Annotated in this window: 5 protein-coding genes; 1 reads left to right on the top strand and 4 read right to left on the bottom strand. The window is 71.2% G+C overall.

Annotated features, from left to right (window positions below):
* Positions 1–51: 51 nt before the first annotated feature.
* A complete protein-coding gene (locus AMA02S_RS20235; RefSeq protein WP_067460933.1) occupies positions 52–1,323 on the bottom strand; it encodes an MFS transporter in 1,272 nt (423 codons plus the stop codon).
* Positions 1,324–1,485: 162 nt separating this feature from the next.
* On the opposite strand from AMA02S_RS20235, the gene cmdF reads away from it, so the two are divergent.
* The gene (cmdF, locus tag AMA02S_RS20230) at positions 1,486–3,066 is read left to right on the top strand and encodes a tyrosine 2,3-aminomutase (RefSeq protein ID WP_169806861.1); all 1,581 of its coding nucleotides are present in this window, start codon (positions 1,486–1,488) and stop codon (positions 3,064–3,066) included.
* A gap of 234 nt (positions 3,067–3,300) precedes the next feature.
* Here cmdF and AMA02S_RS20225 read toward each other — a convergent pair whose 3' ends face one another.
* Genes AMA02S_RS20225 through AMA02S_RS20215 form a run of 3 tightly spaced genes read right to left on the bottom strand, consistent with a single transcriptional unit; the run spans position 3,301 to position 15,471 of the window.
* The gene (locus tag AMA02S_RS20225) at positions 3,301–12,105 is read right to left on the bottom strand and encodes a non-ribosomal peptide synthetase (RefSeq protein WP_067460931.1); all 8,805 of its coding nucleotides are present in this window, start codon (positions 12,103–12,105) and stop codon (positions 3,301–3,303) included.
* On the bottom strand, positions 12,102–12,287 hold the full coding sequence (locus AMA02S_RS20220) for an MbtH family protein (protein ID WP_067460930.1): 186 nt from the start codon (positions 12,285–12,287) through the stop codon (positions 12,102–12,104). The genes AMA02S_RS20225 and AMA02S_RS20220 overlap by 4 nt, the downstream gene beginning before the upstream one ends.
* Positions 12,271–15,471 carry a non-ribosomal peptide synthetase gene (locus tag AMA02S_RS20215; protein WP_157430740.1) on the bottom strand — a complete coding sequence of 1,067 codons (3,201 nt, stop codon included), beginning with the start codon at positions 15,469–15,471 and terminating at the stop codon, positions 12,271–12,273. Before AMA02S_RS20215 ends, AMA02S_RS20220 begins: the two co-directional genes overlap by 17 nt.
* Positions 15,472–15,478: the final 7 nt, after the last annotated feature.

The following is a 15,478-nucleotide window of genomic DNA, read 5'->3' as shown; positions in this document are numbered from 1 at the left end:
TGCGGCGTTCGACGCTTGGTCAGTCTTCGCACCGGCGGTATCGAGGCACTATCAGTCCGGTATCTCCGGGGCGAGCCGCTGGCGCGGGCCGGCCGGCACGGCGTGCTGCCGCATGGTCCGCAGCGGCGAGAGCATCAGGGGCGCGGAGGCGGAGAGGCCCCCGACCGCCGCCACCCAGAGCGCGGCCCTCGGGCTGAACGACGCACCGAGAACGCCGCCGGCCAGGCCGCCCAGCGGAAGGGTTCCCCACACCATCCATCGCATGGTGGCGTTCATCCGGCCCAGGAGCGGGTCGGGCGTGAGTCGCTGTCGGAGGCTGAGCTGGGTGATGTTGTAGACGGCGATGGCGGCGCAGGAGGCGGAGAAGGCGAACGCCGCCCCCCAGAGCGGCCAGCCGGCCTGGGCCAGCGGCAGCCCCAGGCCGAACAGCCCCGTCGCGAGCTGGGACAGCCAGATGGTCGGGCCCTGTCCCAGCCTGGCCGATATCCGGGTGGCGACCAGCGCGCCGGCCAGTCCCCCCGCCGAGGCCACCGAGAAGAAGAGCCCGATGGTTCCCGCGCTCTGGCGCAACTCCCTGCTGAGCAGCACGATGAGCATGACGTTGGTGATCGCGGCGAAGAGGTTGAAGGTCGCCGTGGAGATCGCGATGGGCCGTAGCACCGCGTTGCCGAGGACGAACCGCAGACCTTGCATGATCTCGGTCCGGAGCCGGGCACCCGGTTCCCGGACGGGCAGCTGCTCGGGCCTGTGGATGCCGCGGAGGAACAGGGCCGACAGGGCGAAACTCGCCGCGTCCGCCAGCACGGCCACGGGAGCCGTCAGCGCCTGCACCGCAAGGCCCGCGAAGGTCGGGCCGGAAACCTGGGAGACCCCGCGCACCACCTCCAGCTTCGTGTTGCCCTCCGGCAGCGCGTCCCGCCCGACCAGGTGCGGCAGGTAGCTCTGGGAGGCCACGTCGAAGAAGACGGTCAGCACGCCGGTGATCAGCGCCACCGAGTAGAGCTGCGGCATGCTCAGCACGCCCAACGCCCACGCCGCCGGCACCGACCCGAGAACCGCCATCCGGCCGAGGTCGGACACGACCAGCACCTGCCGGCGGCGCATCCGGTCCACCCACGCCCCCGCGGGCAGCCCCACGAGGAGGAAGGCCGCCGTCTCGCACGCCGCCAGCACGCCGACGGCGAAGGGGGACGCGTGCAGCGCCAGCACCGCCGCGAGCGGCAGCGCCAGCATGCTGACCTGGCTGCCGAACTGGCTGACCGCGGCCGCGAGGAAGAAGTGCCGGAAATCGCGGTCGCCCAGCAATCCCAATTTTTGGCGCATATCGCAAGTATGTCCACCTCGGATTCGACCGCGTCAACGTCCGGCCGCCGCAATATAGAACGGAAAGGATTTCGATGGAACCGGCTGGGATCCTGATCTGAATCGGGAAGGCACGCAGGAGTTCTCACATTCCCGGTGTGGAATCTTCGGTCAGGAGGCACCGTGCTCGTTCGAGGTGAAGGTCTCACAGTCGACGATGTCCATCGCGTCGCCATAGACGGCGAGAAAGTCCAACTCGACGACGTCCAGCTCGGGGTGGTGCAGAAGACCTGCGACCGGGTCCAGAGCTGGGGCGTGGAGGGACAGCCGATCTATGGTGTGACCACCGGCTTCGGGGAGATGGTCTATATGAGCATTCCTCCGAAGTTCGGGGAGGAGTTGCAGGAGAACCTGCTCCGCACGCACGCGGCAGGCGGCGGCCCGCTCTTCTCCGACGACGTGGTCCGGGCCATGCTCCTGTCCCGGCTGAACTGCCTGATCAAGGGCTACTCCGGCATCGATGCCGACGTGTTGCGCCTGATGGCCGACTTCCTCAATCGCGGCATCCACCCCATCGTGCCCCAGCAGGGCTCGCTCGGCGCGAGCGGCGACCTCGCTCCGCTCTCCCACCTGGCACTCCCCCTGATCGGTGCGGGTCAGGTCCGCTACCGGGGCGAGGTGCGCGACGCCGCCTCCGTCCTCGCCGAAGCAGGGCTGGAGCGGGTACGGCTCGGCTACAAGCACGGCCTGGCCCTGATCAACGGCACCTCCGCCATGACCGGGGCCGCATCGCTGGCGCTGGTGCGCGCCGAGCGGCTGCTCCGCCAGGCGATGTGGACCTCGGCGGCCTTCATCCAGGCGATGGGCGGTTCGACCAGCGCCTTCGCGGAGAACGGCCACGTCCTGAAGAACCACCGCGGGCAGACGGAGATCGCCCGGGTGATCGGCCGGCTGCTGACCGGCAGCGGGCTGACCCGTGAGCACGCGGAGATCATGAAGATGATCAGTGCGGCTCGCGGCGACGACGGTGAGGTGGTGCAGGTAGAGGAGTACCTGCAGAACGCCTACACGCTCCGCTGCGTCCCGCAGATCCTGGGGCCGGTTCTGGACGCCATCCACTATTGCCAAGGAATCGTGGAGGAGGAACTGAACTCCTGCAACGACAATCCCTTGATCTTCGATTCCCCGGAGACCATCTTTCACGGCGGCCATTTTCACGGCCAGTACGTGGCGATGGTCAGCGACTTTCTGAACATCGCTCTCACCGAGGTCGGGGTGCTGGCCGAACGGCAGCTCAACAGGCTGCTGGACCCGCATCTGAACGTGTCCTATCCCGCCTTCCTGGCCATCGGCGACGAGGGCCTGTTCAGCGGACTCCAGGGGTCGCAGTACCTGGCGACCAGCATCGCGGCGGAGAACCTCGATCTGGCCGCGCCGGCATCGGTGAAGACGATCCCGTCCAACGGCCAGAACCAGGACGTGGTGAGCATGGGCCTGATCGCCGCCCGCAAATCTCTGCAACTCGTGGAGAACGTCCAGACGATCCTTTCCGTCCTCACCGCGGCCTGCTACCAGGCGGCGGGCCTCGCGGGGTTCGACCGGTTCAGCCCGGGCGTGCGGGGGCTGCTGGACCTGCTGGCCACCGAGTTGCCGCCCGGATACCGCGACGACCAGGGGGTTGCCGCCGACTTCCTCGCGAGCGTGCGCAGGGTCCTCGCGGGACGGGAGGTGGACGACCTGCTGCCGCAGATGCCCTCGTCCTGAGCGCCTCGCGGCCGGCGGTGCCGCACGGAAGCCGGGCTCCCCGCGGAGCCCGGCTTTCGCGTCCCTGCCGAGCATGTTCGGCATTCCCTTTCGGACAGCGCGCCCCCTGCCGGACAGCAGCCGTGCGAGCAACGGACGGCACGAGCAGCGGACGGCACGATCGGTTGAACGAACGCGCGACCGCCCCGGCGCGGTCAGCGAGCAGCCGGGGCGGTCAGCAGAGGGGGGATGCGGTCAGCGGGCTGCCGGACCCCAGTCGATTCCCCGGTCCACCCACACGCGCAGCCCGAGGCCGATCTCGACCAGCAGGTCGATGATGAACTCGTTGCCCCGGTCGCCGTTGGCCATGATGACGAGGCCGGCGCCCGGCTCCAGGCCGGACGCCGAGTGCGTCCGGTATCCGAGGGTCTCACCGGAGTGTCCGTACCACTGGATCCCATCGCTGTTGCGGACCACGGTTCCCAGTCCGTAGGCCGCGTCGGGCAGCCGGGTCAGCAACGCGGAGGCCGCCCACCCGTCGAGCACCCGCCCCGTGCCGGCCCGGGCCCGGTGGATCTCAGCCGCGACCCGGCCCAGGTCACCGGCGGTCGTCCAGAGCCCACCGGTCGCGGACGGATACACCCGCCAGCCGCCGTCGACCGGTCTGCCGTCGGCGTCGTGCCCGCGGGCGACCGCGGCGCCGCGGTCCTGGAGGAATCGCGCGCCGTATCCGCTGTCGTGCATGGCCAGCGGGGCGAAGACCAGCTCGCGCACGAGTTCGGGAAACGGCCGGCCGGTCAGGTCTTCCAGCACCTGCTCGACCACCACGAAGCCGTTTCCGGTATAGCCGAACCGCTCGCCGGGGGGCTCCTGCGGGCGCACCGGCTCGGTCTCGGCGGGCGGACGCCCCTCCAGCACGTCGAGCGCGGCGGGAACCGGCCGATCGGGCAGGCGGGCGCCGAGCCCGCCGAAGTCGCCCTCGTTCAGCCCTGCCGTGTGGGAGAGCAGATGCCGCATCGTCACCGGTCGGTCCGGGTCCAGCCGCGGTAGTCGCCAGCTGCGCAGATAGCGGTTGACGTCGTCGTCCAGGTCGAGGAGGCCGTCGCGGGCGAGCCGCAGCACGGCCATCGCCGTGACGTGCTTGCTGGCCGAACCCGCTTGGAAGACGGTGTCCGCGCGCACGGGCTCGCCGTCCGCTGCGGTGACCCCCTCTCCCCAGGCCTCGACCACCTCCCCGTCGGCGACGAGGGCCAGGCTGACGCCGGGAATGTGGTGTCTTCGCGCCAGCAGTCCGATCGACGGGAGCCCGGGAGCGACCCGGTCGAGAAACGCCCGCTCCGCCGCCGGCCGCGCACCGTGCTCGGCGCCCACGGCCGTGCAGTGATCGAGCACGGCAGTCAGCCGGTCGATGAAATCATCGGCGAACGCCCCTACGGTCGCGCCATCGTGCAGGTTGGTGGAGTACGTCCAGTTCACCCGGAACTCGCCGTCCACCACGACGGCGTTGACCTCGATCAGGTGCGGCCGGATCCCCGTCGGAGCGCGGTCGGCGCCCGGCACCGACCCGGCCCGGCGGAACAGGCCGGTCTCCGACGAGGTGCGCACCTGTCCGTGGTAGGTGAAGCTGACCGTCGCCGGGCGCGGTGGGCCGAGGTCGGAACGCAGGTACGCGGCCAAGCCGTAGCCGATGCCGTGATGCGGGATGGCGCGCAGGTGCCCTTTGACGATCTTGATGCTGCGGGCGGGGTCCTGGGCTTGCGGCAGGTGGACGGCGACCGGATGGATGCTGGTAAACCAGCCCACGGTGCGGCTCAGATCCAGGTCGTCGAAGAGGGGTTCGCGGCCGTGGCCTTCGAGATCGATGTCGATTCCCGATCCGAGGGTCTGGACCATGGCGGTGAGCAGCAGGTCGTTGACCTGGGTGCGGTAGGCGACGTGGGCTCCGCGCAGCAGGGACTCGGTGCCGGACGCGTCGAGGACGCGGGTGAGGGTGACGGCCGAATCCTGCGTGTTGGCGCCGCCGGGATGGTCGACCGGCACGCCGCGCGGCGCGGTGCGGGGCATCAGCCAGTACGCCGCCTCCGCGGCGAACTCCGGGCTTACCGCGTACTCCCGCAGCCGGTGGGCCCATTGTTTGAAGGACGTCGTCTTGGCGGGAAGCGCGACGGGCTCGCCGCCGAGGGCCTGCCGGTAGGCGGTGGAAAGGTCGTCGAGCAGGATGTTCCAGGACACGGTGTCGACCGCCGTGTGGTGCACGGTGATGACCACCTCGTCGGGCTGATCGCCGCCGTGCCGGACCAGCAGCGCACGCAGCAGGGGGCCGGCCCGCAGACCGAGGCTGGCGTGCAGGTCGTCGGCGACCCGCCGGAGAGTGTCGTCCTCGGATCCGGCGAGCTCGACCACCCGCAGCGGGTCGGCCCCGTCGGCACCGGCCATGTGCTGGTGCCACGTACCGTCGGGCGAGCGATGCAGCCGTAGCCGCAGCGCGTCGTGGTGGGCCACCAGGGCGGCCAGGGCCAGGCGAAGCGGCTGTTCGGCGACCGGCTGGTTCCAGCGCAGCCGTACCGACTGGTTGTAGTGGTCGTGCGGCCAGTCCAGGCCGGTGAACCAGTGCTGGATCGGTGTCAGCGGCACATCCCCGGTGACGACGCCCTGTTCGGCCGCCAAGGCCGCGGGCGGCGCGGTGCCGCCCTCCGCTCGCTCCAGTACGGCGGCCAGGTCCGCGATGGTGGGATCGTCGAACATCTGCCGTGGCGTCAGGGCCAGACCCGCCCGCCTGGCGGTGACCATGACCTGGATGCTCAGGATCGAGTCACCGCCCAGCGCGAAGAAGTTGTCGTGGACGCCGACGTTCTCCAGCCGCAGCACGGCGCTCCACACGTCCGCCAGGGTCTTCTCCAGCGGGGTCCGGGGGGCGACGAAGTCGGTCTCCAGATCCGGGCGCGAGCCCTCGGGCGCCGGCAGGGCCGCCCGGTCCACCTTCCCGTTCGGATTCAGCGGAAGCGATTCCAGGACGACGAACGCCGCCGGGATCATGTAGTCGGGAAGCCGTGACTGCAGATGCGCGCGCAGGTCGGAGGTGGTCGGCGCGGACGTCGTGGGCACGATGTAGGCGACCAGAAGCTTACGGCCCCTCGGCTCCTCCCGGGGCACCACCACGGCGTGGGCAAGGCCCGGATGCGCGGTGAGCGCGGCCTCGATCTCGCCCGGTTCCACCCGGAATCCGCGCAGCTTCACCTGATGGTCGAGCCGGCCCAAGAACTCCAGCAGGCCATCGGGAGACCAGCGGACGAGGTCGCCGGTCCGGTACATGCGCCGTCCCGGGGTCCCGAAGGGGTCGGGCACGAAGCGCCGCGCCGTGAGCCCCGGACGTTCGTGGTAGCCCCGCCCTACGCTGTCGCCCGCGAGATACGCCTCGCCCGCGACCCCGATCGGAACCGGACGGCCCCACTCGTCCAAGACGTACACGCGGGTGTTGGCGATGGGGCCGCCGACCGACACCGCGCCGGCCGAGGCGTCGCAGTGCCAGACCGTCGAGTCCACCGAGACCTCGGTCGCGCCGTAGAGGTTCAGCAGCTCCGTCCGCGGGTTGCGCCGCTCCCACTCCTGCAGGACGTCCAGCGTCAGCGCCTCGGCGCTCGCGAACAACCAGCGCAGCGGCAACGAGCCGTCCGCGACCAGCGGCAGCATGGCACGGAGCATGGAGGGGACCAGGTGCGCCGCGGTGATCTTCTCGCGCACCATCGTGTCCACGATGTACTGCGGATCCCGGTAGCCGTCCGGCCGGGCGAGCACCACGGTCGCTCCCCTGCTCCATGGCCAGAACATCTCGTACACCGAGATGTCGAAGCTCAGGGCGGCCAGTTGCAGCACCCTGTCGCCGGGGGTCAGCGGGAAGTCCACCGCCATCCACCAGATGTAGTTCACGATCCCGCGATGCCGGATCAGGGTGCCCTTCGGCGACCCGGTGGATCCGGAGGTGTAGATCACATAGGACAGGTTCTCCGGGGTGCCCGCGCGCCGCGGCCGTTCCGGTGCGCACCGGGCGATCCGCTCCGCGTCCGCAGGGCCGTCCAGGCACACCTTCCGGCCGCGATGCCCCCGGAGCTTCTCGACCAGCGGCACCTGGGTGAGCACGAGCACGGTGTCGGTGTCGTTCAACATCAAGGCAAGCCGGTCGGCCGGGTACTCCGGATCCAGCGGCAGATACGCCGCGCCGGCCTTGAGCACGGCCAACACCGCCACCGCCATCTCCGCACCGCGCTCGACGCAGATTCCGACCAGCGACTCCGGCCCGGCCCCAAGGTCGCGCAGGTAGTGTGCAAGCCGGTTCGCCCGCTCATCGAGGTCCAGGTAGGTCACCGCCTCCCCGTCCGAGAGCACGGCCACCCCCGCGGGCGTCCGGTCCGCCTGGTCTTCGACGAGTTCGTGCAGGCATCGTTCGGCGGGATAGGCGGCGGCGGTGTCGTTGAAGGAACCGATCACCGCCGCGCGCTCGTCCGGCGGGAGCGACGGGAGATCGGTGATGCGTTCGTCCCGCACCGCGGCGAACGCTTCCAGCAGCATCTGGAAATGCGCGACCATGCGCTCAGCGATGGCCGGCTCGACCCTGGCCGGCTGGTAGTCGAGCCGGAAGCGCAGGCCGTCGGGGAGACCCACGTTGAGGACCAGCGGATACCCGGTCTGCTCCCAGGTCGTCAACGGCGAGAACGCGAGCTCGCCGTCGCCGTCCGCGGCGGGGGTCAGCCCGTCGAACATGAGGATGGTCTCGAACAGCCGTCGCCCGGCGGGCACCATGCTCTGCCGCTGGACGTCGACCAGCGGGCAATGCTCGAAGTCGCGCATTTCCACGAGTTGCCGGTGCAGGTCCCGCAGCCAGTCCACGACCCTGGCCGAGGCCGGCATCCGCACCCGCACCGGCAGCGTGTTGATCAGCATCCCGACGATCCGCTCCACCCCCGGCAGCCCGCCGGACCGTCCGGTGACCGTCGAGCCCAGCACCACGTCGGGCCCGCCGCCATAGCGGCTCAGCAGCAACGCCCATGCGGCGTGCACCACCGAGCCGACCGTGATCCGGTGCCTGCGGGCCAGTTCCCCGAGACGCTCGGTGACCTCTGCGGAGACACTGCCGAACAGGGCGTTGACCCGCTGGTCACCGTCCTGCCGGCCGGTCTGCGAGGCGAGGATCGCCAGCTGGGTGGGAGCCGCGACGTCGCCCAGCACTCCGTGCCAGTACGTCTCCGCCAGGGCCGGGTCGCGACTCTGCAACCACTCGATGTACTGCCAGAACGGGACGGGCTCGGGCAGCACCGGGAGCCGGCCCGAGCCGCGCAGGCTCTGGTAGACGGCGCGCACCTCGTCGAGGACGAGCCGCACACTCCAGCCGTCGAGCAGGATGTGGTGGCCGTGCCAGACGAACCGGTGGCCGCCGTCGGAGAGCCGGATGAGGTCGAATCGCCGCGGCGGCGTACGCTCAAGATCCACGCCGTGTGCGCGTTCCGCGGCCAGCCGCTCTTCCAGCCGCTGGGGCACCTCGCCGATCGGAACGTCCCGCCAGTCGAGTTCCCGCAGCGAGACCCCCGCGTGCCGATGGACGGTCTGCACCGGCTGCGGCACGTCCTCCCAAGCGAAGGTGGTCCGCAGGATCGAGTGCCGCTGAACCACGTGCTCCCATGCCCGCCGCAGGGTCGGCGCGTCCACCTCGCCGTCGATCGAGAAGACGAACTGGACGAGGTAGTCGGCGCTCTCCGGCTCGAAGAGGGTGTGGAAGACCATGCCCGCCTGGAGCGGCGACAGCGGGTAGGTGCCGGCCTCGTCCGATGTCGGCTCGCCGGTTCGCGGTTCCGTTCGTTCCGCCCGTTCCGCGAGGGCCGCGAGATCGCCGAGCGTCGGGTGGCCGAGCACCTCCCGCGGTGTGAGCGGCCACCCCGCGTCCCGGGCCCGCGCGGCGACGTGGATCGCCAGTACGGAGTCCCCGCCGATCTCGAAGAAGTCGTCGGACACGCCGACGGCGGGCCGTCCCAGCACCTCGCTCCAGACGTCGGCCAGCGCGCGCTCGGCCTCGGTACGCGGGGCACCGCCCCCAGGGTGCGGGTTCGCGACGGCCGGGAGCGCCCTTCGATCGATCTTCCCGCTCGGCGTGAGGGGCAGCCGGTCCAGCACCACCAGGCCGCTTGGTTGCAGATAGGAGGGAAGGGCTTCGGCGAGGTGCCGCCGAAGCGCCTGCTCCAGATCCTGCCCGGTGTGCGGTGCCGTGCTGACGGTGGCGGGGACGGTATAGGCCACCAGCCGCCGGCCGCCGCCCCGCCCCGCCACCGCCAGCACGGCCGCCTGGTCGACGGCGGGATGCTCCAGCAGCGCGGCCTCGATCTCGCCCGGCTCCACCCGGTAGCCGCGGATCTTGACCTGGTCGTCGATGCGGCCCAGCAGGACCAGCGTGCCGCCTGCGGTGAGCCGGGCGCGGTCGCCGGTGCGGTAGAGCCGGGAGCCGGGAGGTCCGAAGGGATCGGGCAGGTAGCGCCGTGCGGTGAGGCCGGGGCGCCGGTGATAGCCCCGCGTCACGCCGGCACCGCCGATGTAGAGCTCGCCTGGCGCGCCTGGCGGGACCGGTTCGAGCCACTCGTCCAGCACGTGGACGTCGACGTGGGGAATGGGCTCCCCGATGACGCTCGGGTCGGCGCCCTCCAGCATGTCGGCGCAGGTCGCCAGAACCGTGATCTCGGTGGGGCCGTAGGCGTTGACCAGCCGTAGGGACAGCTCGCGGATCCGCTGCGCCAGCGCGGCCGGCATCGGCTCTCCGGTCGTGATGGCCGTCGTCAGCGGCTGGTCGAGACCGCCGGCGATCAGCAGTCGCCACCCCGATGTGGTGGCCTCCACGTGGGTGACGCCTTCGGCGCGGATCAACCGGCTCAGTGCGGCTCCGTCGTCCCGAACGTGCTGCGGAGCGACCACCACCTGCCCGCCGCCGACCAGGGGCAGGAAGATCTCGATGGTGGAGCCGTCGAAGCTCGGCGACGAGAGCAGCAGCCAGCGCTCACCCGGCCCGCATCTCAGCCGGCCGCGGAACCCGCGCAGCAGGTTGGTCACCGCACCGTGTGTGACCTGCACGCCCTTGGGGCGCCCGGTCGAACCCGAGGTGTAGACGAGATAGGCCAGGTCACTCGGCAGCGGTGCGGCGGGTCGGGTGGGCCTGGCCTGGCTCGGTCCGGCCGCAAGGGCGACGTAAGGCAGTGTTCTCGCGGTGCCGGCGGGCTCAAGCTCTCCGTCGGTGACGATGAGCCGGGCGTCCGCGTCCGCCAGCATGAACGACCGGCGGGTCTCCGGGTAGGCGGGATCCAGCGCCAGGTAGGCGGCGCCCGCCTTCAGCACGCCGAGGACGGCCGCCACCATCTCGACGCCGGGCGGCAGCGAGATCGCGACGACATCCCCCGGACCGGCACCCTCCGCCCGAAGGCTCGACGCGACCCGATCGGTGAGCCCGTCCAGCTCGGCGTAGGTCAAGGACCGCCCCTGGCAACTCACCGCCGTCGCCGTGGGAGAGGCGGCGGCCTGGGCGCGGAACAGGCTCACTACCGTGTCCGGGTTATGAGGAGTAGCCCCGCCCGCGCTGCGCGCCCGGTGGCGGACCATCCGCCGCCCTTCCTCCCCCATCACGTCCGCGGCGGTGACGGCGGAGTCCGGCCAGGCGACGACCTGCTCCACCACGTTGGCCAGGTAGGTGAGCAAACGCTCCGCGGTGGCGGGCACGAACAGGTCGGTGGCATAGGTCAGGGTCACGTCGATGCTCGCGGTGCCGTTCCACGCGGTGAGCATGAGGTCGACCGGGGCCGTCCGCACCGGGAGGGCGATGGGCACGGCCGAAAGGTGCGGCAGCCGCCCGACACGCTCGCTGTCCTCCAGATACTGATAGACCACCTGGTACACGGGGTTGCGCGCGGGAGAGCGGTCGGCGTGCACCGCGGCGACGACCTCGTCGATGGTCAGGTCCTGGTGGTCGAAGGCGCCCAGCACCGACTCGTGGGTCCGGCGGAGCAGGTCGGTGAAGGACGGCTCGTCCGACAGGTCCATCGGCAGCGCCACGGCGTTGGCGAAGAGGCCGATGAGGTGCTCGGTCTCGACCGAGTTCCGCCCCGACAGCAACGACCCGACCGCGAAGCGCCGCTGGCCGCAGTAGTGCCGCAGCACGATCGCGAAGCAGGCCAGCAGCGCGGTGTACGTCGTGACCCCCTGGTCGGCCGCGAGCGCTCGCAGCCCGGAGCTGAGCTGCGGCGGGAGCGCGCGCCGGGTGGCGGCACCGTGGTGGGACTCCACCGCCGGGCGTGGGCGATCCAGCGGTAGCTCCAGCACGTGCGGCGTCGCCTCGAGCGCGCGGCGCCAGAAGGCCGACTGCCGCTCGCGCCGATCCCCCGCCAACCGCCGATCCTGCCAGTGCGCGTAGTCGGCGTACTGGATCGGCAGCGCGGGGAGCTCAGGCTGCCGCGCCGCACGGAAAGCCCCGTACAACTCGTCCAACTCGCGCAGCAGCAACGTGCAGGACCAGTCGTCGGTGGCGATGTGATGCGTCGCCAGCACCAGCACCTGCTGGTCTGCGCCAAGGCGGAGCACAAGCGCCCGGAACACCGGACCGGCGACGAGGTCGAGCGGCGTAGCGATCTCGGCGGCGGCCAGCCGCATCGCCTCGTCCCAGCCCTGTTCGTCCGGTACGTCGACGACGCTCAACGACGCCGGAGCCGGCCGTCCGATGTGCTGGACGGGCGAGACGCGGCCCGGATAGGTGGTGCGCAGGATCTCGTGCCGCTCGACCAGCGCGTCCAGGGCGAGCCGCAGCGCCGGGACGTCAAGGGAGCCCGAGATGTGCAGCACGCGGGGGACGGTGTAGACGAAATCGTCATCCAGGAGCCGGCTGGTGACCCACATGCTGCGCTGCATCGGTGACAGCGGCGCCGGGCCTTCGGGGCGGCGGGGTATGCCGCGGGCGGCCCCGCCGCGCAGCCGTCGCCGCAGCAGCATCCTCTTCTCGGCCGAGAGCGCGGCGGCCCCGCCGGTGCCGTGGTCGTTCATCGCAGGCTGCGCGGGGTCATGTCCGTCCAGACGCTCTCGATATGGGTGGCGCACTCGTCCTCGGTCCCCTCGGTCCCCTCGGCCGACCAGCCGGCGGGCACGGACCGGCCCACCGGCCAGATCGAGTACTGCTCCTCGTCGTTGACCACGACCTGGTACCTGCGGTCAGCGGATTCGGACATCGATGGCCTCCTCGGGTTCCGCGGCGATGAGGCTTCTGGCCCGCTCATCGCTCATCGCCTCGATCTCGGCGATGATCAGTTTCTCCAGCTGCGCGGCGGCGCTGCGCACGGTCGAGTGCTCGAACAGGAAACGCACCGGCAGGTCGATGTCGAACGCCTCGCGCATCCGGTTGAGCGCCCGGATCACCAGCAGCGAATGGCCGCCGGCGGCGAAGAAGTCGTCGGTGGCGCCGAGCCGGGTGACCGCCAGCACGGCGGCCCAGATCTCGGCGAGCACCTCTTCGGTGTCGCTCGCGGGCGCCTCGAACTCGGTGGCGGCAGCGGCGTCCGGGTCGGGTCGCGGCAACGACCGCCGGTCGATCTTGCCGCTGGGATTGCGGGGCAGCTCGGGGAGCAGCACGATCGCGTTCGGCACCGCGGACGGCGCCAGCCTTTCGGTGAGGAAGTCGCGCAGCCGGTCACGGACCGAAGGGCTGTCGCAGTCGGCGTGCGTCGCGTAGGCGACCAGACGACGGTCACCGGCAACCGGCTCCCAGGTGGCCACCACGGCATCGGTCACGCCGGGGAAGCCGCGCACGGCGGCCTCGACCTCTCCCAACTCGATGCGCACGCCTCGGATCTTGACCTGGTGGTCGCGGCGGCCGCGGTACTGCAGGGAGCCGTCGGGCCGCAGCCGGCCGGTGTCCCCGGTCCGGTAGAGCCGCTCGCCGGGGCGCCAGGGATGCGGGACGAACGAGCGCGCCGTACGCCCTGGATCACCCAGGTAGCCCCGGGCGAGGCCGGCGCCGCCGATGAACAGCTCCCCGATCGCCCCAAGCGGCACCGGCTGGAAGGCGGCGTCCAGGACGTACACACAGTTGTGTTCCATGGGGCGGCCGAGACGAACGGCTTCCTCTCCCTCGGCGTCGGCCCTGGTGCAGATGTGATGGGTGGTGTCGATGGAGACCTCGGTGGTCCCCCAGTGGTTGTGCAGCCGGCTGCCCGGGGTCCCCGGCCGTGTGGAGCCCAACGACTCGAAGAATCTGTGGACGGTCTCGGGCCGCAACCGATCCCCGTCGGAGACCACATGCCGCAGGTGACGCAGCCGGTCGAGGTCCCCGGGGGCGACCGCGTCCAGGAACAGCGCGAGCATGTCGGGCACGAACTGCAACCACACCACCCGGTGCTCGATCGCGGCCGCCAGGACCGCGCGTGGATCGCGGTGCAGCCCCGGTGGCAGGACGACCACCCTCCCGCCCAGCATCAGCGGCCAGAAGATCTCCCGCGCCACGTCGTCGAAGCTCAACGGGGTCTTGAACAGCAACGATTCGCCAGGGGCCAGGCCGTAGCACCGCTGCATGTTCTCCATCTGGCCGACCCAGCCGCGGTGGGTGCAGGCCACGCCCTTGGGCACTCCGGTGGAACCGGAGGTGAAGTAGACGGCGCACAGGTGATCTGGACTCACCGTCGCCTTCGCCACCGGGGCATCGGCGCCGGCCAGTTCCTCGATGGTCACAAGACGGGTTCCGGCCATGCGCGGCTCGGTGCCGCCGGGTGGCACCACGCAGACGCCCGCACCCGCCGCGGCCAGCAGTTCGGCCTTGCGGTAGGGCGGGCTCTCCGGATCGATCGGCAGGTAGGCGCCGCCGGCCTTCAGCACGCCCAGCACGGCGGCCACCAGGCCCGCAGACCGGTCGAGCAGCACGCCGACCGGCGCGTCCGCGCCCACACCGAGGACGGCCAGGCCGTTCGCGATGGCCGTCGAGCGCTCGTCGAGTTCCCGGTAGGTCCACACGGTCTCGCCGTCGAGCACCGCGACCGCATCGGGGGTCCGCGCCGCCTGCGCGGTGAACAGCTCGTGCAGGCAGCCGGCAGGGGGCGCCACCGGACCGCCCTCGGGTTCGGCGAGCGCTCGCAGTTCGAGCGTCTCCGCCGGACTCAGCATCGGCACGTCGTCCAGGTGCAACGACGGGTCTTCGGCGACCGATTCCAGCACGGCACGCAGATGCGCGATCAGCCGCGTGATGGTCGCTCGCTCATAGAGCGCCGTGTCCCACTCCAGGGAGAGTCCGAGACCGCCGTCCCTTCGACGGAACTCGATGGTCAGGTCGTATTTGGAGCCCGCCCCGGGCGTCAGCAGCTCGCTCACTTGCAGACCGGGGAGTTCGGGCGGCTCAAGCGGCGTGGTGAGGTCCACCAGGATCTGGAACAGCGGGGTGCGCGCCGGGTCGCGCTCCACCTTCAGCTCGGTGGCGAGCGTGTCGAGCGGTATCCAGCGCGCGTCATAGGCGTCCAGGGCCTGGTCGCGAACCCGTCGCACCAGTTCGGCGAAGGACGGGTTCCCGCTGAGGTCTCCCGGGATGGCCAGCATGTTGAAGAACGGCCCGATCACAGACTCGCTCTCCGAGCCCCGGCGGGTGGAGGACGAGGTGCCGGTGACGAGGTCGGCACGGCCGCTGTAGCGGTACAGCAGGGTCTGGCACGCGGCCAGGAGCACCATATAGAGCGTGGCGTGGTGCGCGCGGCCGACCTCGGTCAACCGGCGGACCGTTTCGGGTCCGACTCCGAAGGCGTGGCACAGCTCGCCGGCACCGTCGCGGACCGCCGGCCGCGGCAGATCGGTGGGCAGCTCGAACGGGCCGAGTCCGGCGAGAGCGGCATGCCGTTCGGCCAGCGGGAGCGCCAGTTCGCCGCCGCCGAGTCGGGCGTCTTCCTGCAGCGCGATGTCGCGGTACTGCCGGACCGCCTGGGGCACGGCGATCGAGCGGTACGCGCTACTCAGTTCCCGGTAGAGAATCCCCATCGAGCCCCAGTCGCACGCCAGATGGTGCACGGTCAGGCTCAAGACGTGGTCGTCGGGCGCCAGTTGCATGAGGGTCGCGCGAAACGGCGGCCCGCCGGTGACGTCGAGAGGGGTGACGGCCTCGGTCCGGACGGCCCCCTCCAGGTCGGCCGGGTCGACCGGCCGGACGGCGAGGCGGAACACGGTGGGCGGTCGCAGGATTCCCGTCACCTCGCCCTCGCGTGCCGACACCGACGTCCGCAGCACCTCGTGCCTGGTGACGATCCCGGTGAGCGCACGGTCGAGCGCGGCCACGTCCAGTGGACCGCGGAGCCGGAGAAAGACGCTGCTCAAGTAGGCGATCCCGCTCGGAGCGAGCTGGTCGGCGAGCCACAGTCGATGCTGCGCCTGGGGCACCGGCACGCTCCGG

It is taken from the genome of Actinomadura macra NBRC 14102 (assembly GCF_001552215.1).
In the GTDB taxonomy this organism is placed as follows: Bacteria; Actinomycetota; Actinomycetes; order Streptosporangiales; family Streptosporangiaceae; genus Spirillospora; species Spirillospora macra.
The sequence above is the reverse complement of the archived record's forward strand: the minus strand, read 5'-3'. Positions and strand labels throughout refer to the sequence as shown.